This window comes from Sporosarcina limicola (genome assembly GCF_014873855.1).
GTDB lineage: Bacteria > Bacillota > Bacilli > Bacillales_A > Planococcaceae > Sporosarcina > Sporosarcina limicola.
On record NZ_JADBEL010000001.1, the window covers coordinates 142,458 to 161,419 of the forward strand.

General features: G+C 42.4%; 24 protein-coding genes and 5 tRNA genes. 2 read left to right on the plus strand and 27 right to left on the minus strand.

Annotated elements, in window-relative coordinates; all coding sequences use genetic code 11:
* Positions 1-2 precede the first annotated feature (2 nt).
* From H4683_RS00720 to H4683_RS00765, 10 genes are all read right to left on the minus strand, one after another.
* Positions 3-1,304: a CdaR family protein gene (locus H4683_RS00720; RefSeq protein WP_192596907.1), complete on the minus strand. Its 1,302-nt coding sequence runs from the start codon at positions 1,302-1,304 to the stop codon at positions 3-5.
* A complete protein-coding gene (cdaA, locus tag H4683_RS00725; RefSeq protein WP_192596908.1) occupies positions 1,297-2,133 on the minus strand; it encodes a diadenylate cyclase CdaA in 837 nt (278 codons plus the stop codon). Before cdaA ends, H4683_RS00720 begins: the two co-directional genes overlap by 8 nt.
* A gap of 132 nt (positions 2,134-2,265) precedes the next feature.
* Positions 2,266-2,901: an anti-sigma factor family protein gene (locus H4683_RS00730; RefSeq protein ID WP_192596909.1), complete on the minus strand. Its 636-nt coding sequence runs from the start codon at positions 2,899-2,901 to the stop codon at positions 2,266-2,268.
* Positions 2,902-2,913: 12 nt separating this feature from the next.
* Positions 2,914-3,477, minus strand: a complete 564-nt coding sequence (sigW, locus tag H4683_RS00735) for an RNA polymerase sigma factor SigW (protein WP_192596910.1) — start codon at positions 3,475-3,477, stop codon at positions 2,914-2,916.
* 342 nt (positions 3,478-3,819) lie between these two features.
* Positions 3,820-4,725, minus strand: a complete 906-nt coding sequence (gene rocF, locus H4683_RS00740) for an arginase (RefSeq protein ID WP_192596911.1) — start codon at positions 4,723-4,725, stop codon at positions 3,820-3,822.
* Between the two features lie 265 nt (positions 4,726-4,990).
* Positions 4,991-5,065, minus strand: a tRNA-Gln gene (locus H4683_RS00745).
* Positions 5,066-5,303: 238 nt separating this feature from the next.
* Positions 5,304-5,378: transfer RNA gene (locus H4683_RS00750), tRNA-Glu, on the minus strand.
* A gap of 91 nt (positions 5,379-5,469) precedes the next feature.
* Positions 5,470-5,554, minus strand: a tRNA-Tyr gene (locus H4683_RS00755).
* A gap of 186 nt (positions 5,555-5,740) precedes the next feature.
* Positions 5,741-5,816: transfer RNA gene (locus H4683_RS00760), tRNA-Thr, on the minus strand.
* 4 nt (positions 5,817-5,820) lie between these two features.
* A tRNA-Asn gene (locus H4683_RS00765) sits at positions 5,821-5,895 on the minus strand.
* A 185-nt stretch (positions 5,896-6,080) separates the two neighbouring features.
* On the opposite strand from H4683_RS00765, the gene H4683_RS00770 reads away from it, so the two are divergent.
* Positions 6,081-6,743 carry a polysaccharide deacetylase family protein gene (locus H4683_RS00770; RefSeq protein ID WP_192596912.1) on the plus strand — a complete coding sequence of 221 codons (663 nt, stop codon included), beginning with the start codon at positions 6,081-6,083 and terminating at the stop codon, positions 6,741-6,743.
* Between the two features lie 46 nt (positions 6,744-6,789).
* Here H4683_RS00770 and H4683_RS00775 read toward each other — a convergent pair whose 3' ends face one another.
* Positions 6,790-7,458: a KinB-signaling pathway activation protein gene (locus H4683_RS00775; RefSeq protein WP_192596913.1), complete on the minus strand. Its 669-nt coding sequence runs from the start codon at positions 7,456-7,458 to the stop codon at positions 6,790-6,792.
* A gap of 142 nt (positions 7,459-7,600) precedes the next feature.
* Here H4683_RS00775 and gerD point away from each other — a divergent pair, with 142 nt between their 5' ends.
* Positions 7,601-8,200 (plus strand): spore germination lipoprotein GerD, encoded by a 600-nt coding sequence (gene gerD / locus H4683_RS00780; RefSeq protein ID WP_192596914.1) that lies wholly within the window; start codon positions 7,601-7,603, stop codon positions 8,198-8,200.
* Between the two features lie 23 nt (positions 8,201-8,223).
* Here gerD and H4683_RS00785 read toward each other — a convergent pair whose 3' ends face one another.
* The 16 genes from H4683_RS00785 to H4683_RS00860 all read right to left on the minus strand — a co-directional run bounded on the left by H4683_RS00785 (position 8,224) and on the right by H4683_RS00860 (position 18,926).
* Entirely contained in the window at positions 8,224-9,282 is a 1,059-nt protein-coding gene (locus H4683_RS00785) for an Mrp/NBP35 family ATP-binding protein (protein WP_192596915.1), read from the minus strand.
* Between the two features lie 78 nt (positions 9,283-9,360).
* The gene (locus H4683_RS00790) at positions 9,361-10,074 is read right to left on the minus strand and encodes an N-acetylmuramoyl-L-alanine amidase (RefSeq protein ID WP_192596916.1); all 714 of its coding nucleotides are present in this window, start codon (positions 10,072-10,074) and stop codon (positions 9,361-9,363) included.
* A gap of 170 nt (positions 10,075-10,244) precedes the next feature.
* A complete protein-coding gene (locus H4683_RS00795) occupies positions 10,245-10,541 on the minus strand; it encodes a rhodanese-like domain-containing protein (RefSeq protein WP_192596917.1) in 297 nt (98 codons plus the stop codon).
* 90 nt (positions 10,542-10,631) lie between these two features.
* Positions 10,632-11,024 (minus strand): 30S ribosomal protein S9, encoded by a 393-nt coding sequence (gene rpsI / locus H4683_RS00800; protein ID WP_192596918.1) that lies wholly within the window; start codon positions 11,022-11,024, stop codon positions 10,632-10,634.
* Positions 11,025-11,045: 21 nt separating this feature from the next.
* On the minus strand, positions 11,046-11,483 hold the full coding sequence (gene rplM, locus H4683_RS00805) for a 50S ribosomal protein L13 (protein WP_192596919.1): 438 nt from the start codon (positions 11,481-11,483) through the stop codon (positions 11,046-11,048).
* A 167-nt stretch (positions 11,484-11,650) separates the two neighbouring features.
* Positions 11,651-12,403 (minus strand): tRNA pseudouridine(38-40) synthase TruA, encoded by a 753-nt coding sequence (truA, locus tag H4683_RS00810; RefSeq protein WP_338062369.1) that lies wholly within the window; start codon positions 12,401-12,403, stop codon positions 11,651-11,653.
* 13 nt (positions 12,404-12,416) lie between these two features.
* Positions 12,417-13,214 carry an energy-coupling factor transporter transmembrane component T family protein gene (locus H4683_RS00815; protein ID WP_192596920.1) on the minus strand — a complete coding sequence of 266 codons (798 nt, stop codon included), beginning with the start codon at positions 13,212-13,214 and terminating at the stop codon, positions 12,417-12,419.
* Entirely contained in the window at positions 13,214-14,083 is an 870-nt protein-coding gene (locus tag H4683_RS00820) for an energy-coupling factor ABC transporter ATP-binding protein (RefSeq protein WP_192596921.1), read from the minus strand. Before H4683_RS00820 ends, H4683_RS00815 begins: the two co-directional genes overlap by 1 nt.
* A complete protein-coding gene (locus H4683_RS00825; RefSeq protein WP_192596922.1) occupies positions 14,059-14,904 on the minus strand; it encodes an energy-coupling factor ABC transporter ATP-binding protein in 846 nt (281 codons plus the stop codon). Before H4683_RS00825 ends, H4683_RS00820 begins: the two co-directional genes overlap by 25 nt.
* Before the next feature lie 296 nt (positions 14,905-15,200).
* Positions 15,201-15,581 (minus strand): 50S ribosomal protein L17, encoded by a 381-nt coding sequence (gene rplQ, locus H4683_RS00830; RefSeq protein WP_192596923.1) that lies wholly within the window; start codon positions 15,579-15,581, stop codon positions 15,201-15,203.
* Positions 15,582-15,613: 32 nt separating this feature from the next.
* A complete protein-coding gene (locus H4683_RS00835) occupies positions 15,614-16,558 on the minus strand; it encodes a DNA-directed RNA polymerase subunit alpha (RefSeq protein ID WP_192596924.1) in 945 nt (314 codons plus the stop codon).
* Positions 16,559-16,693: 135 nt separating this feature from the next.
* Entirely contained in the window at positions 16,694-17,083 is a 390-nt protein-coding gene (rpsK, locus tag H4683_RS00840) for a 30S ribosomal protein S11 (protein WP_192596925.1), read from the minus strand.
* A gap of 25 nt (positions 17,084-17,108) precedes the next feature.
* Positions 17,109-17,474 (minus strand): 30S ribosomal protein S13, encoded by a 366-nt coding sequence (gene rpsM / locus H4683_RS00845; protein ID WP_192596926.1) that lies wholly within the window; start codon positions 17,472-17,474, stop codon positions 17,109-17,111.
* Positions 17,475-17,498: 24 nt separating this feature from the next.
* A complete protein-coding gene (rpmJ, locus tag H4683_RS00850) occupies positions 17,499-17,612 on the minus strand; it encodes a 50S ribosomal protein L36 (protein ID WP_084212378.1) in 114 nt (37 codons plus the stop codon).
* Between the two features lie 38 nt (positions 17,613-17,650).
* Entirely contained in the window at positions 17,651-17,869 is a 219-nt protein-coding gene (gene infA / locus H4683_RS00855; protein ID WP_060203457.1) for a translation initiation factor IF-1, read from the minus strand.
* 406 nt (positions 17,870-18,275) lie between these two features.
* Positions 18,276-18,926, minus strand: coding sequence for an adenylate kinase (locus H4683_RS00860; protein WP_192596927.1), 651 nt, complete (start codon positions 18,924-18,926; stop codon positions 18,276-18,278).
* Positions 18,927-18,962 lie beyond the last annotated feature (36 nt).

An 18,962-nucleotide genomic window follows, 5' to 3' on the forward strand; every position in this document is an offset into this window, starting at 1 on the left:
CCTCAGGCAAGCTCAATTTGCATTGTCACTTCCCCAATCGAAAGCTTCCATTGGACACCTAGGGGGCCTTCTACTGATACAGGAAGAATTAGTTCTCCTTCATCAGTCACCCCTGACGCGTCGACGTATACAGTGATATCCGATTTCTCTAACATATCAATTATGTCCTGCTCGGCTGTGACAGTTAATACAACCAAACCATCTATCGGTTTACTGAACGAGCTCTTGAACTTTGCATCAAGTCCCTTTATCGTAACATTGACATCTTTAAATTCCTTCGTCGTAATTTTTTTCGCCTCAACTGGTTCAACTGGTTCAACTGGTTCAACTGGTTCATCTGGTTTAATCGCTCTAGCGTCAAGTTCTGTAACTGTTGCATCCACTTTAACTCTGAGTTTATCCAGGGACATCCTTGAAACTCCTTTAGGCCGCTTCAACTCGATATCCAACGTTTCTTGCCCATTTATTTTAGACACATCTACATCGACACTGAATTCCTTAATCTGATCTAATGCTTTACGTGACCCAGACAAGTTGATTATTTTCTCTTCAGTTGTAACAGCAGCGACAGTAACACCCTCGACGGGAACTCCCCGTGGTTTGAGAACGATTGGCACTTCTTTATTGTATTCAGCAATTTCAACTTGTACGTTTACCTGTTCAGGAACGATTGTCACATCCAGCTTGGTCAAATCCCGATCTAGCACACGAACTCTTGCTTGCTGTTCAAATGATTTATCAATCCCTTGTTCACCCGTTACAGAAGCCTTCACGAAACTGATTGAATCAATGACACTTTTCGCACCGGTCACTTCGATAGTCAACGGAACAACATCCATTTTTACAACATTGAAATCTGTAGCAAGCAACCGTTCATTCAATTCTGGATCTACTCGGAATGATTGCGTAATTTTTTCCTCTATGACGACATTAATGATTGCCGGTTCAATTCGCACTTGCAACTTATCAGATATGTTTTCATGTTGGATACGAACAGAATGCTGACCCAACGGTAAGCTACTCAAATCCACTCGTAGCGTGAAGTCTTTCAAAAGTTTCGTCGTCTGGACGAGGTTTGTTGGCCCATCGATTGTCATATTGACCGTTTCAGGTACTCCCGTCACAACAAGGTTCTCATTATCATAATACACCGTGACTGGAACATCATGGATGATGTCTAATGAATCTCCAATAGCTTTGCCATTTGTGTTTTCCTCTCCTGCTTTCACAGAGAAAAAAAGAACAATTGCCAGAAATAAGGCCGTGAAACGAAGAAACCATGGGCCATCCATCAGTTTATCCATTCTTTCTCCTCCTCCATTTCCAGATGGAGGTATTCGTCGGCCCGACTGTTGAACCAAACCAAACCCTACGCACTTTCGCTTCGAATTCCTCCATGTCTAGATTGCGATTAATATCGCCATCCACCGTAACACTTACCGCTCCGGTCTCTTCCGACACAATAATCGTAATCGCATCTGTCACTTCACTAATTCCAAGCGCTGCCCTATGCCGAGTACCAAGCTCTTTTGAAATGAAGGGACTCTCCGACAATGGTAAATAACACCCTGCCGCTGCAATTCTGTTCTTCTGGATAATGACCGCACCATCATGCAGCGGGGTATTCGGAATGAATATATTGATAAGAAGCTCAGATGTAATGTAGGAGTCCATTCCCGTACCGGTTTCAATATATTCACTAAGACCTGTTTCTTTCTCAATTGAAATAAGCGCACCAATCCGTCGCTTCGCCATATAACTAACCGATTTCGTGATCGCTTCCATGAGCCGATTCCTCTCTTCTTCTTCCTGCATCATCGTTCGCGCGAATAACCTTCCCCTACCTAGTTGTTCTAGTGCGCGTCGCAGTTCAGGTTGGAAAATGATAATGATAGCCAGGAATCCTACTGGGAGAACTTGGTCCATCATCCATCGGAGCGTATTTAGGCCGAATAGATCTGTTAGGATACGAGCAACGATAAGAACGAATATCCCTTTTAATAATTGAACTGCTTTTGTTCCTTTAATAATCGTAATAAGTTTATAAAAAACAAACCAGACAAGAAGCACATCCACTATATTCACAAGTGCTGCGACTGGACTAAAATCAATTAAATGTTCCCACTTGGGCATGTGCTTCGCCTACCTTCATACACAAATTCTTATGCATACAGTATATCATATCAGTATGCGACTATGCTCCTCGAAAGATAACAAAAAGCGACCAATGACCACTCATGGCGGTATACACCGATCGCTCTACAATCAATCTTCATCTTGTCCGTCTTCTTTTGAAGAAGAAAATATATCTTTGGCCGTATTTTTCATTTTATACCAAAGCCAGTCGAACAATTTGTCAATCTCCTCGCTTTCACCTGTCACTACTGCTGTTGAAGCCATGTATTTAGATCCGCGGATGACAGTTACATTTCCATCCACTTCCCCTTCAATCCGGAGTTCTCCATTTTCAACAACAATATCACCTTTCACTATTTCACCTTTTGGCACGAGTACCGTTTGGCCATCAATAATCAGATTTGGTTGTTTCGTCACTGAAAACTGCTGATCATTGCCATAGCTAGAAAAGAGCGTCGCGCTCATTAAAACGAAAAACATTGCTGCTGCAGCCAGAAACGGGTGACTACGTAGCCAGCGATGAGCACCTGCCCGAGATTTTTCTTTTGGAAGGCGTGCCATAACACCACCAACAAAACTCTCTGGGGCCTTTACTTGCGCAACACTTCCTAGTAATGTGATAGATTCACTTAAGCTATTCATGATTTCCTTACACTCCGTGCAGTTATCAAGATGTTCTTTTAACTCACGCTCTTCAGCACGACTTATCTCCCCGTCTAAATACGCGTGCATATAGTGAACAATTTGTTCCGGACACGTATTCATACTAATTCCCTCCTACATCTTACCCATTTGTTTCCGAAGTGCTTCCCGTCCACGATGGACTCGGGTTTTCACAGTTCCCAGTGGCAATTCTAAAATATCGCCGATTTCTTGTAACGGTAATTCCTCAATATACCGAAGAATAATGACAGTACGGTATCGATCCGGAAGTCTACCGATTTCATATTGTATCCGTTCCTGCAATTCCATTCTTTCGACTTCCTCTTCCGGTAACTCACCGGGTGCGGCAATTTGTGAGTACATGTTCAGACCTTCTGTACCCGGCACTTCCGCGTCGAGATAATAATCGGGTTTCTTTTTACGAATTCGATCGATACATAAGTTCGTCGCAATCCGAAACAGCCACGTTGAAAACTTCCGCTTTTGATCGAATGTATGGATATTGATATAGGCACGTACAAATGCTTCCTGAGCGATATCTTCTGCCTCTTGTGTGTTGCTAAGCATCCTGTAACACACTTGGTACAAGCGATGCTGAAATAAAGTTACAATTTCTTCGAATGCATCCTGGTTACCCTTCAATACTTCATTTATTCGTTTATTGACCAGATTATCCAATGAGTTTCATCCTCCGCTCTATGCGGCTGTCTCTTCTATACGTTCGTAGGTGTCGACAGGTTTCATTTTTTTCATTTATTTTATTTTACCAGAAAATGAGAAGCATTTCTCTTATTATCAACGAATGTGAATTGGCTATATAAGTTGAACGAAAGATCATCGGCCCATTTATACTTGAATAGTTGAAACAAACGCGTCAAACAAGCATATGTAGAATCAACAAAAGTGTAAAACTTAAATTCAACTTATATAGTTTCATAATCTATGTTTATTATCGTCACTTTAGATTTGAATATAAAAAAACCCATCTAAATAGTAGACAGGTAATTTGTTCATAGCAATTTATAGAAGTTTTTCACCGAATAATGAACCCATCAGTCTAACCGCGACATCCCCAGTCTTATTCTTCACATCAAGGGTCGGGTTTACTTCAACGAATTCAACTGACGTAATCATTCCGCAGTCTTCAAGCATTTCCATAGCAAGATGACTTTCCCTATAATTAATGCCACCAGGTACTGGCGTTCCAACTCCTGGCGCGTAGATTGGATCTAGTCCATCAAGATCGAGCGATAGATGAACGCCATCCACATCCCGTGAACGTAAATAAGCAATCACATTTTCTATTACAGTAGTCATACCATCCCGATCAATTTCATGCATTGTAAATACTTTAATTCCCTTTTCCTTGATCAATTCACGCTCCCCCGGATCGACAGAACGCGCTCCGATGATTACAACGTTTTCAGGCTTCACTTTCTGTCCATCTCGATATAAATTGACGAGACTTTCATGCCCAAGACCGATACTAACTGCTAGTGGCATTCCATGAATATTCCCGGATGGAGATGTCTCTGCGGTATTCAAATCTGCATGTGCATCGTACCAGATGACGCCAAGGTTTTTATATTTATCTGCAAGTCCTGCAAGCGTTCCAATTGCGATGCTATGGTCTCCACCTAGAACAAGTGGGAACCTACCTCTTTCCACAACTTCAGCAACTTTCTTTGCAAGGTCTGTATTCGCTTGAATGACTTCATCTAAATTCTTCAGGTTCGAATCGCCATGTTGCCCTCTCGACGACATATCTACTCGGATATCGCCCTCATCTATCACTTGATGACCGATTGCTTCAATCCTTTCTACTGCTCCCGCATAACGAATTGCACTTGGCCCCATATCCACGCCACGGCGACTTTGCCCGAGATCGAGCGGTACACCAATAATTGAAATGTTTAAATTGTCCATAGAATGCTGCCTCCCTTTACAATGCTTCTATTGTAAGTCTTCATAGGGGTTTGGCTCAACTCGACAACTATTCGAATATTTATTCATCATTCGCTAGTCCTCTTATAAAATACTTATAATCTGCAAGCCGCACTGGTTTATAATCGCTCACTATATTGCCACGGAATATTTCACTTTAAAATAGAAAAAATCCTTTTCATATTTTAGAAAAGGATTTAGTCGAAGTATTATAACTAACATGGATTGGTAAAGGTAAAACATAAAATGGCTGGGGTAGCTGGATTCGAACCAACGAGTAACGGAGTCAAAGTCCGTTGCCTTACCACTTGGCTATACCCCAAAGTTATTATATCAAGGTAATTTTAACGGGAATTGCGAATTACTATCCTAGTTTTAACGAATTTTGTGATTTAATACGCTTTGCGTAAATTTCCAAGTAATTTATTTTCATTACTATATATTGAATTTAAGGTAATCTATTTTCAATACTACGTATTGAATTAAGGTAATCTATTTTCAATACTACGTATTGAATTAAGGTAATCTATTTTCAATACTACGTATTGAAAAAGATTTATTGGTGACCCCTACGGGATTCGAACCCGTGATACCGCCGTGAAAGGGCGGTGTCTTAACCGCTTGACCAAGGGGCCTTGTTAGAATTTCGATAAGCAATACATTACTCTGCATTAGCTTTATTCAGCTGATTTAAATAAAAATAGCCATTAAGCTTAAAAATAATAATGGTGGTGGGGGACGGATTCGAACCGCCGAACCCGGAGGGAGCGGATTTACAGTCCGCCGCGTTTAGCCACTTCGCTACCCCACCATGTTAAAATAATGATAACCATTTTCTAAATGCTTCGCATGTCGAAAAATTTTTAATCAGCTATGCATCTCTTCATCAGCCACATTCGCTCAATCAGTTATGTACCTTAGTCGAAGTTCCGTTGCTTCCTCGACCTACTTTGTTTGCTTCCCCCCATTTCCAAAGGAGGTTGCATTAGTGATTTTCTGGAGCTTCCAACCGGATTCGAACCGGTGACCTCTTCCTTACCATGGAAGCACTCTACCTACTGAGCTATAGAAGCAGTATGGCTCCGCAGGTAGGACTCGAACCTACGACCGATCGGTTAACAGCCGATTGCTCTACCACTGAGCTACTGCGGAATAATAGTTATTTCTACGTCAATATCATTCATGACAAATTCCATTATAACAAGAATAAAATATTTTTCAACACATTTCAAAAATTTTGTTACCTGGCAACGACTTTTACATAATATCACATCGTCTGCATATCAGTCAATCCTCTTTCATAAAGTACAGTAGATAGGGTACGAGGAGGACATTAATTGCAAAAAAAACATTATATCATCGTCTTTATTTGCTGTGGGATCTTCTTACTCATTCCTCCGTTCCCCGGCCAAACGTCATTTATTTCCGTCTTCCGTGTGACTGAGGATCCGGCTGTGATTGTACGTGGTACAAGCGGATCGGCACTGACCGTCAATATTTCCTTTGGTGATGTCGAAGTGGAAGAATGGATAAACGAATTGAACATGCCTTATCCCCTTATTTTTGTGGACATGGATTGGGCAGAGCGCTTTCCGGATACGATAAAGCTTATTAATGAAAAGAATATTCCCGTCGGACTTCTTGGATATGAGGGAAAGGCCTATGAGCAAAATATGCCTTTATTCATGGACCAACTCAAGAGGTTCGAAAACTTATTTGGCATGAAACCGCTTTGGTTCCGTACAACGGATGAAGTATTCCCTCATTACTTGCAAATGATACTTTGGGATGCAGAAGTCAATGCACTTGGCTCTTCTGTCAGCTGGAAAGGGAGTGATCCACCACCCCTCAAGGAAGGTGAAATCATCTCTATCCCACAGCATCGTGGTAATCACATCGTCTTTGCCGAGTTAAAAAAACTGTATGATAGTCGAACATTTATAACCGTTGAAGATATGCTATTCGGAACAAAGGTGAAAACAAAAAAATTACCCAAGTAATCAAAAAACAGCACAGTCCGCCATCTCTGGCGGCTATGCTGTTTTTCTATTTTGCCTTCGAAGCTTTCAATGCTTTCTTACGTTGCTCCAACTTTTCCACATCTTCATCCGATTGCTTATTATACTTTGGAAGCAGTAAAATTTGGTAAGAATTCACTGCAAGAAGCGGGAATAATAGAATTGTCACCCATTCATCGATATTACCGGAACTTACCATCAACGCTGGCAACCATTCAAGCGTTGTAATGACAATCATGAAGAATAAAGCCGAAACAAGCGTATGCTTTTTCGTCCATTTGGCTTTTAAATAAGCTGTGAGGACGGAGACTATAATGAGCGACGCAAGCAATGTAAGGTAAAGCAAAGTCCGTCCAGTGTCATCTGACGTTAACCGGAATCTGAAGAAAATAAGGTCAAACAGGACAACGGTTATGATTAACAATTGGACCCAATTCCATAGAGTAAGCGTCTTGAAAAGATTCACACCAAACTGATGGACCGTTAAGTATGCGAAAAAACCCATTTGTGCCACAACACTCATTGTGAAGCCAAGAAAAACCATCCATAGTAGTGCAATTATAAACTGCCATACGTCACCATTCTCTAGGTATGGAGAGAAAAATTCCCAGCGAATAATCAATCCCATAACCGCTGTAACAATTCCTCCGATAAGTAGTGCATTCAAAAAAAATTTAACCCAATTTCGTATTGTCACAATCCTAATCCTCCGTTTTAGATTACTTCCAACAGTGTAACAACGTTTTAGTGAAAAATCTATTTCATTGGACGTTTAATGCATACTTTGCTCGATATTGTGAACAATAAATGAAAATACTGATGGAAGGGAATTTGATTCCATGAAAAAGAAATTCTTTCACTTACTGTTAATCTCCTTTCTTTTAACTGGATGCGGGTCACAGCAATCCGCACCAACATACGACGAAATGAAGAAAATGATGACCGATACACTACAGACGGAAGATGGAAAAAAGGCATTCCGTCAAATGCTAGCTGACCCCAGCTTTCGGGAATTACTCATTTTGGAAAAGCCCGAAGTAAAAAAATCGATTGAAGATACGCTATTATCCAAGGAAGGTGAAGCCTTTTGGAAGAAGACCTTCGATGACCCTAAGTTCACCGAAACAATCGCAAAAAGCATGAAGAAACAACAACAGGATGTAATGAAAGAGTTAATGAAGGATTCTTCATTCCAAAAAGAATTGGAGGACTTTTTCGGTCAACCCGATATGCACAAACAATTAGAAACGGTCATGCAGTCAGGGAACATGAAAAAACATCTTGAAAAAGTTGTAGAAGAAACCATCAATAGTCCTTTGCTACAAACAAAGTGGCAAAAACTTATTTTAACTGCCGGTGAACCGAAAGAGGCTACTGCGGGCGCAAAGAAAGAAAGTCAAAAGCCCCCGAAAGACAAGAATAGCGGAGGGGGCCAATAGCCTTCTCCGCTTTTCTTTATCAATCATTTCACTGTCTTTTTCACGATATTCTTTGCGATATCCATATATATTTGTCCGATCGGATGATCTACAGCATAGACAGACGGCGCAAAATCTTCCTCGTTCCAATCAGGTTGACCAAGTGGAATCTGTCCAAGTAATTCGGTTCGTAGTTCCTCAGCAAGCTTCACCCCGCCGCCTTGACCGAAAACAAATTCTCGTTCACCAGTCGCTTTCGATTCGAACCAAGACATGTTTTCAATAACGCCAAGTAACGCATGGTCCGTCTGTAATGCCATCGCCCCAGCACGAGCTGCAACAAAAGCAGCTGTCGGGTGTGGTGTTGTAACCACAATCTCTTTCGATGTAGGAATCATTTGATGGATATCAAGTGCGACATCACCAGTTCCCGGTGGTAAGTCAAGAAAAAGAAAATCGAGATCTCCCCACTCTACATCACGGAAAAACTGGTCTAACGCTTTTCCAAGCATTGGACCACGCCAAACGACAGGGGCATTATCTTCAACAAAGAAGCCCATTGAAATGACCTTTACACCCAAACGCTCAACCGGAATGATACGATCATTTCGGATTATCGGTAATTCCGTTACACCCATCATATCCGGCACACTAAAACCATAAATATCTGCATCAATTAGACCTACTTTTTTACCTAGACGCGCTAGTGCAACTGCCAAATTGACAGAAACTGTTGATTTACCGACACCGCCCTTACCAGATGCAATCGAAATAAATTCGACATCATTTAAAGGTGACAGAAGATCCTGTGCTTCAGACTCTGTCGCCTTTCCTCTGAATTGTTCAAGTGTTTCTTTCGACAACTCTTCAAAACGGATGCCAACAGACTCTGCGCCTGCCTGTTTCAATATTTCGACAACCTGTGTCTGAAGCGCCATCTGTTCCGCCGTATTAACTTTGGCGATTGCCACTTTCACGCTCACATGCTTTTTTTCTTCTTTAATCGAGACTTGAGTGATTCCACCCGTCTCTGCAAGCATTTTATGTAAAAATGGATCCTTCAACTGACCTACTAATTCACGTACTTTTTGCTCATTAATCAATGTAGACACTCCTTGGAGGTTTATTCATTCACCTCCAAGTATATCATAGTCCACACCCTTCAACGCTTGCAGGCACCTTCATTTTTCCTCCGCTTGATGAAAATCGATAATCCCCTCCAGAATCGCATCAGCAAGCTTATCTTGGTAGCTAGGATCAGTTAACAGGGCACGTTCCTCCGCATTGGATATAAAACCTGTTTCAACAAGAACAGCTGGCATCGGTACTTTCTTCAATAGATAAACGCCTTTAATCGCCATCGCCTCTCGCTCCGTATTTTTCAAGCTCCCCCGGAAAGACTCTTGTATTGCCTTTGCCAAAATTTCACCGTCAGGATGCCCCTCAGGATGATAAAACACTTGGGAGCCACGCCATCTCTGTTCCGGTATTGCGTTGACATGAACACTAATGAACATCTCCGGACTTTCATTGACCGCAATGCTTTCCCTTAATTTCAAGTCGGCAAGTTTTCGCTCGCGAGTCGTCAGAAACTTTTCCTCAGGGGCATGTTCCGCCAGAGCATCACCATCTTTCATCCGCGTCATGACAACAGTTGCCCCTTTCTTTTCGAGACGTTTCGCCAACTTGTGAGAAATACTTAGTGTAATATCACGTTCTACAACATCACCAAACGAAGCTCCTCCGTCGAGTCCTCCGTGACCAGGATCAATGACAATTTTAACTCCCCCCAGCACCTCAGGCATGAAAAAATTCCTTTCTGCTGCTTTCACACCATATAAGAAGACACCGAGCGAACAAACAAAAAGGATGCAGACCACTACCCAACGCTTCATATCGACACCGCCTTTTTACTTTACTATACGCAAGGAATAGGAGAGTTATGTCCCACATGAAATCGGAATAATAATCGAAAACGTCCCGGCGAAGCTAAACAACACTCACACACCTTCATCCCACTTCACAAATCAAAAAAGGAACCACCAAAGGTCCCTTTCTCGATCAATCATTCAGTTTCGCCTTCCCATTCAAGTATACCACCTACCATATTCGCAACGTCATATCCTTTCTCAGTTAGAAACGCCGTAGCGCGACCGCTACGGGCACCTGAGCGACAAATGAGTATATAGGACTTCGACACGTCAAGCTCACTTATTCGCGCCGGTATATCTCCAAGAGGGATATGGATTGCACCAGGAATCGTTCCTGCCGCTACTTCATCCGCCTCCCGCACATCAACCACGTGAAGTTGCTCACCTTTTTCTATTAAATTCTGTACTTCAATCGTTGTGATTTCCTTCATTACAAAATCCTCCTTACATTTTTCCTATTCTATAATTTAACACAAGAAAGCCCTCTTCCGATATGGAAAAGGGCTTTTCGAATCGTATACTTAACGTTTTGAGAACTGTGGTGCGCGACGTGCGCCTTTAAGTCCTGGTTTTTTACGTTCTTTCATTCTTGGGTCACGTGTAAGGAACCCAGCTGATTTAAGAGCCGGACGGAAATCAGGATCTACATGAAGTAGTGCACGTGCAACGCCGTGACGGATTGCGCCTGCTTGTCCTGTGAAACCTCCACCGTTAACGTTAACATGGATGTCGTAGCTTCCAAGAGTTTCTGTCGTAACGAGTGGTTGTTTAATAACTTCGCGAAGTGTTTCATATGGTACGTAGTCTTCTACGTCACGGTTGTTGATGACGATTGTGCCATCTCCAGGAACGAGACGTACACGAGCTACTGAACTTTTACGACGGCCAGTGCCGAGATATTGTACTTGTGCCAAAGGTGTTTCCTCCTCTAAAAATTATCCGCGAAGCTCGTATGCTTCCGGTTTTTGTGCTTCATGCGGATGTTCCGCACCAGCGTATACGTGAAGTTTCTTGAATGTTTGACGACCTAAAGGACCTTTTGGAAGCATTCCTTTGACTGCAAGCTCAAGCATTTTCGTTGGGAAATTTGTACGCATTTCAAGCGCTGTACGTTGCTTGATACCACCAGTATATCCCGAGTGGCGATAATAGATTTTGTCTTTCAATTTGTTACCTGTAAGTTCGATTTTCTCAGCGTTGATGATGATCACATGATCACCTGTGTCAACGTGTGGTGTGAATGTCGGTTTATGTTTGCCGCGCAGAAGTGATGCAACTTCAGTAGCAAGACGACCAAGCGTCTTCCCTTCAGCGTCGACAACAAACCATTCACGTTCTACTTCGTGACTTTTAGCCATGAATGTTGTACGCATGTTTGTATCCTCCTAAATTGAAATCAATCTATTCCGTTTTCTCTATCCCTAAACACAATTAACCTTCCGGGGCTTTTTTGTGGGGTTATTGAAATACCATTACCCATCTTATACTGAATCTCACAATAAGTCAAGCGGCCTTCGTAAAAACACCAGGAAAAGTTGCCTCAGTCATTATAGGTCACACTATCCAAGTACAAACCGTGTGACGGCGCAGTTTTACCCGCCTCTTTCCGATCGCATGATTCGAGTATGCGCTTGACGTCCGCAGGGGTGTTCCAACCTTTGCCAACTGCCAGCAGCGTGCCCGCAATGGTCCGGACCATATTATACAAGAATCCGTCTCCTTCGATTGTCATGATCAGTAAATCACCCTGTTCTTCAAGCGTCAGCTGCCTAATTGTCCGAACTTTATTGGACGTGGCGGTTTTGGATGAACAGAAACTTGTGAAATCATGTGTCCCTAAAAAATGGACAGTCGCTTCCTTCATTCTTTGCACATCCGGATGCCATTTACCAAGATGAACCGAATAATTACGCTCGAACGGACTATGAACTTCGCTATACGACCATTTATAGATATACGTTTTACCAGTAGCGGAATAACGCGCATGGAATTTTTCATCAATAAATTCTACTCCAACAATCCGGATGTCCATAGGCAATAAAACGTTCAATGCCGTTTGCCATCGATCTAAAGGTAATGTAAGTGGTGTATCGAAATGGATGACCTGTCCATTCGCATGAACCCCAGCATCCGTTCGTCCACTTGCGACCGAATGGATTTTCTTGTCCTTATGTATTTTCACGAGCGCTTTGTCAATCTCAGACTGCACTGTCCGCATGCTTGGTTGCGACTGATACCCCGCAAAATTCGTTCCATCATAAGCTACGACCGCTTTCACACGTGTCATTTGCATTTAGATCCACCTCCTATCCCCTCAGCAGCAAGAGAATGGCAACAAGGACAACGAACAACGCCATAACCATTGTATCGCGCCAGTGCCATTTCAACTGCCGATACCTCGTCCGCCCTTCGCCTCCGCGATAGCCACGGACTTCCATAGCGACTGCAAGGTCCTCAGCACGCTTAAAAGCACTAACGAACAGCGGAACAAGTAAAGGTATAACCGCACGGATCCGTTGCTTAATGGAGCCCGTACTAATGTCAGAACCCCTCGCCAATTGCGCCTTCACTATTTTATCTGTTTCATCCATCAATGTCGGGATAAATCGAAGGGAAATCGACATCATCAGCGCCAACTCATGAACCGGTAGTTTAAATCGTTTGAACGGACCCAGCAAATCCTCCATGCCATCCGTTATAGAAATTGGAGAAGTAGTCAATGTCAACACTGAAGTCATCAGGACAAGGACAAGAAAACGGATTGAAATGAATATCCCTTGCCTCAATCCCTCTTCATACACTTTGATAAATTTCCACTCAAACAGCAACACGCCTCCTTTCGTGAAAAAGAGGTGCATAAGCAAGGTGAAAATAATCAAGAAAAGGATTGGCTTTAGTCCATTGATTAGGAAATATAAGCGAATCCGCGAACTAAAAATCACCAGAAGTGTAAATCCTACTAATATCGCGTAAGTCATAGCAGTATTTGCAAGGAATACCGCAATAATGAAAAGGAAAACAAAAGATAACTTTGCACGAGGATCTAGCCTATGAACAAACGAATTACCCGGAATATAGCGACCAAATATCATCTTTTCTAACATTATCGGTCACCTACTTCTGTAGCAGCATGCGCAATCGCCTTCGCAAGCTGTTCTTCCGTCAATGCCAAACCTGGTAAAGCACGTCCAATCATCTTCTCAATATCACGTTGGAACTTTACTGAACGAGGCAGACCAAGTCTATAGGATGATAATTTCTCTTCATTCCCAAACACTTCCTCTGGTGTTCCAGACATGACCGAACTTCCATCATGCATCACAACAACATTATCCGCATAACGGGCAGCATCTTCCATACTATGTGTAACGAGGATAGTCGTCAGATTTTCTTCGATGTGGAGTTGGTGAAAAAGTTCCATAATCTCTTTCCGCCCACGCGGATCTAGACCTGCAGTTGGCTCGTCCAAAACAAGTACAGATGGTTTGAACGCAAGGACACCTGCTATGGCGACACGACGCATCTGGCCCCCAGACAAATCGAATGGTGACTTTAACGCGACATCCGCTGGCAACCCTAGCAATCCAATCAATTCATGCGCGCGCCTCCTTGACTCCTCTTCGGATACACCAAAGTTCATCGGACCGAACATAATGTCTTTTTCTACAGTTTCCTCGAAAAGTTGATGTTCAGGGAATTGAAAGACAATCCCAACATGTCGTCGAATAGCCTTCAACCCTTTTGTCTTCGTACCCGCAGAAATCTTTGCATCCCCAATTTGCACAACACCCTCTGAAGGCTTAAGTAGGCCGTTTAAATGCATAAGAAGTGTGGATTTACCTGAACCTGTATGACCAATGATTGCCGTATAAGAGCCGGAATGAATCGTCACATCCACAGCCTGTAATGCCCTTTTTTCAAAAGGAGTATCTTTTCCATACAAATAGCCTACTTGCTGAAGTGAGATGTCCATAACTCATTCACCAACTCTTCTTCCGTCATATGCTCACCTTCAAGCTCCATCCCAAACTTCCGCAACAATCCCGATACTCTCAAAGCGAATGGTAAATTCAATCCGATGGTCTTGAGTTCTACCCCACGTAAAAATATCTCTTTAGGTGTACCAACTGCCAACACCTGTCCTTTATTCATGACGATGATTCGATTCGCAAGTAATGCTTCTTCCAGGTCATGCGTAATCGAAATAACCGTTAGCCCTTTTTTACACCTTAAATTCTCGACCACACGAATAACTTCGTCACGCCCTTGGGGATCAAGCATAGAAGTCGCTTCATCCATTATTAGAAGCCTTGGATGAAGTGCCAAGGCCCCCGCTATCGCAACTCGTTGCTTCTGTCCGCCAGATAGATGATGTGGCTCATGATCAAGAAAGTCACTCATATTCACCTGAGCAAGTGAATCATAGACCCGATGTAGCATCTCTTCAAATGGAACTCCATTATTCTCCAATGCGAATGCAACATCATCCTGGACTGTCGAACCGACAAACTGGTTATCAGGATTTTGAAAAACGATCCCCATTTGAGATCGTTTTTCCCATAAATTATCTTCCGTCAGTTTTTCAATAAAGATATTGACATCGCCTTCATCAGGAAAAAGTAGTCCTATCATCAATTTCGCAAGGGTTGACTTACCTGAACCGTTATGACCAACAATCGCTATCCATTCACCATCGTGCAAAGTAAACGACACGCCATCGACAGCTCTCTTTGATTCCTCATCCCCGACACGATATGAATAACTCACATTATCCATCGAAAGAATTTCCTTCATCACCTATCACCTCCGGCTACATTAGCATTATGTATACTACTAAGGATCCCTTGCAAATTGACAAGGAATCCCGATTTTAAATAAAAAAAGCGCGCACCTCATTCGAAGAAATGCGCTGAAATCTATGACTGATACCGGATGCTCAATCCGGCACAGCGAATGAGGTACGTAGAGCTAGACCAGGCGATAAAGAAATACCGATGATCGTAACACTCTGCTTTTAAAGTTGTCGTATAAATCATAGTATAAAAAGGGTACGGCTAAGCGTATGCCAGACGCACCTCTCCTTTAAAGAATTAAACGAGTTCGATTACGACGACAGGTGCACCGTCACCGCGACGAGGTCCCATTTTCATAATGCGTGTATATCCACCTTGACGCTCTGTATAGCGTGGAGCTACATTATCAAAAAGTTTTTGAATAGCAAAGATTTTAGTCTCATTGCCTTCTTCGTCCGTTACCATAACAAGTTCACGACGGATAAATTGTGCAACTTGACGACGTGCATGCAAGTCTCCACGTTTACCAAGTGTAATCATTTTCTCGACAACAGAACGTAGTTCTTTTGCACGCGCTTCAGTTGTTTGAATACGCTCATGTACGATAAGGTCTGTCGCTAAGTCGCGAAGCATCGCTTTACGTTGTGAGCTTGTACGTCCAAGTTTTCTGTATCCCATAGAAGTTTACCTCCTTTAATCTATAAAATTGCTCAATCGTCAGTGCGTAACTCAAGGCTAAGCTCATCTAATTTCGCTTTTACTTCTTCAAGTGACTTACGTCCAAGATTTCGTACTTTCATCATTTCGTCCTCTGTTTTGCTAGCAAGTTCCAGGACTGTATTGATGCCTGCACGTTTTAGGCAGTTATAAGACCTAACAGAAAGATCAAGTTCCTCAATCGTCATCTCAAGAACTTTTTCTTTCTTGTCCTCTTCTTTTTCCACCATGATTTCTGCAGTTTGCGCTTCATCTGTCATTCCGACAAATATGTTCAGATGTTCCGTCAGGATTTTTGCCCCGAGAGAAACAGCTTCTTTAGGACCTATGCTGCCATCTGTCCAAATATCAAGTGTCAACTTATCAAAGTTCGTCATTTGACCAACCCGAGTATTCTCCACTTGGAAGTTAACCCGTGAAACCGGAGTGTAAATAGAATCGATCGGAATAACGCCAATTGCAAGATCATCACGTTTGTTCTGATCAGAAGGTGCATATCCTCGTCCACGTACAGCATACAAACGCATGCGTAAATGTCCGTTTTTACCAAGAGTCGCGATATGAAGTTTCGGATTCAACACTTCTACGTCACTATCATGTGTAATGTCCGCAGCTGTGATTGTACCCTCACCTTTCACATCTATCTCAATGACTTTCTCTTCATCCGAATAGATTTTAAGAGCTAGTTTCTTCACGTTCAAAATAATTGTCGCAACGTCTTCGACGACGCCTTCAATTGTTGAGAACTCATGAAGTACACCATCAATTTGTATAGATGTTACTGCAGCTCCAGGCAATGAGGAAAGAAGAATGCGACGTAAGGAATTACCTAAAGTATTTCCATAACCACGCTCAAGCGGTTCGATAATAAATTTACCAAACTTTAAATCTTCACTGATCATAACTGCTTCAATCTTTGGTTTCTCAATTTCGATCATATAATTACCCTCCTTCAAAACGTCAAATATATAGGCAGTTCCATATTGAAATCAATTTTCACAGACGAAAATTTGCAATCGCATAATTCATTATTGACATTAATTGTGATTCTCAATCAAATGGAGAACAAGCCATTATACACGACGACGTTTTGGCGGGCGGCATCCGTTATGCGGAACCGGTGTAACATCTCTGATTGCAGTAACCTCAAGACCAGTAGCCTGTAGTGAACGAATTGCTGCTTCACGTCCAGCACCTGGACCTTTAACAGTAACTTCCAATGTTTTCAAGCCATGCTCCATAGAAGTTTTTGCAGCTGCCTCAGCTGCCATTTGAGCAGCAAAAGGTGTTGATTTTTTAGAGCCTCTGAAGCCTAGTGCACCTGCACTTGACCAAGATAATGCGTTCCCTTGCATGTCAGTGATCGTTACGATTGTATTGTTGAACGTCGAACGGATATGTGCAATACCGGATTCAATATTCTTTTTTACACGACGTTTACGAGTTTGTTGTTTACGTGCCATGTTAAGAAGATACCTCCTTTACCTATTATTTTTTCTTGTTCGCAACTGTCCGTTTAGGACCCTTACGAGTACGCGCGTTGTTTTTCGTGTTTTGACCGCGAACAGGCAAACCACGACGGTGACGAATACCACGGAAGCTACCTATTTCCATCAAACGTTTGATGTTAAGAGAAGTTTCACGACGAAGGTCACCTTCAACTTTCAATCCGTCAATTTCTTCACGAATTTTATCAAGTTCAGCATCGGTTAAATCACGAACACGTGCTTCTTCAGATACTCCAGCTGCCGCCAATACTTTTTGAGCAGTTGTTTTTCCGATTCCAAAAATGTAAGTTAATGAAATTACAACGCGCTTATCGCGCGGAACGTCTACACCAGCAATACGTGCCATATAGATTGTGCACCTCCTTCTGAATTAGCCTTGTCTTTGTTTATGTTTTGGATTTTCACAAATTACCATTACTCGGCCGCGTCTGCGAATAATTTTACATTTTTCACAGATCGGTTTTACAGATGGCCTTACTTTCATCTTACCCAACCTCCTTCAATATTCCGGAGTGCAAAAGTTTATTTAAAACGGTATGTGATACGACCACGAGTCAAATCATAAGGCGAAAGTTCCATTGTCACTTTGTCGCCAGGTAGAATACGAATAAAGTGCATACGGATCTTGCCAGATACATGCGCAAGTATTGTATGACCGTTTTCCAACTCCACTTTGAACATCGCATTTGGCAACGTTTCAACTACGGTTCCTTCAACTTCAATTACATCGTCTTTCGCCATCAATCCTGTCTCCCTTCTATATCCAATAAAGGTTCTCACCATCGAGCAGCATCAGTCGCCTTTAAAGCTTCCTTCAACATATGTCCGGATTGCATGAGTGATGTTCGAAAGACGTCTGTCACATTCCGTTTCCCGCAAGCTAGTCTCCGACTTGTTGTTGTGGAAAATCGCATCAGAATGGACACGACCGTCCGGATTGCCGTGGATGAGTTCCTAGTAGCGTTATACAGTTCTTTCCACGAAGTCCATTATACCCGCCTAAGCGGAAAAATGCATTTAGTATGATTTAGAACTTTACACCCGTTTGAAACTCCGACCAGTTCTTATACCGGGCATCATATGCTTTTGCATCTCGTTAAAACAATCTTGCAATGCAGGACTTATTATCTGTGTTCGGAAAAAATTATTATTCGTTATTTTGTAGAATAACGTCTAACTCTTTGAAAACAACATCGATGTTCTGTTGCCCATTGATGTTTGATAGCGCACCCTTAACTTCGTAATATGCTAGAAGTGGTGCTGTTTGATTCATATTTACTTCCAGACGATTCGTAACAGTTTCCGGATTGTCATCCGCTCGTTGATAAAGTTCTCCGCCATCTTTATCACATTTGTCTTCAACCTTTGATGGGTTGAATTGAAGATGATAAGATGTACCGCATATTTTACATATTCGGCGGCCAGTTAGCCTTGCGATAAGCTCTTCCTTCTCAACTTGAATATTGAGTACACGCTCAATATTCCTTCCCATGTCAGACAATAGTTCATCAAGCGCTTCCGCTTGTGGTACTGTACGTGGGAAACCGTCAAGGAGAAAGCCTTTATCACAATCGGATTTGCTTAAACGTTCACGCACGATTCCGATTGTCACTTCATCAGGGACAAGAGCTCCCTGATCCATGAACGATTTTGCTTTGACTCCAAGTTCCGTGCCTTCTTGGATAGCAGCACGGAACATATCGCCTGTAGAAATATGAGGGATTTCGTATTTTTCGACAATTTTGTCCGCCTGTGTGCCTTTTCCAGCCCCAGGAAGACCCATTAATACGATGTTCATACGTATTGCCCTCCTTCATATTCACTTTATAAGGGA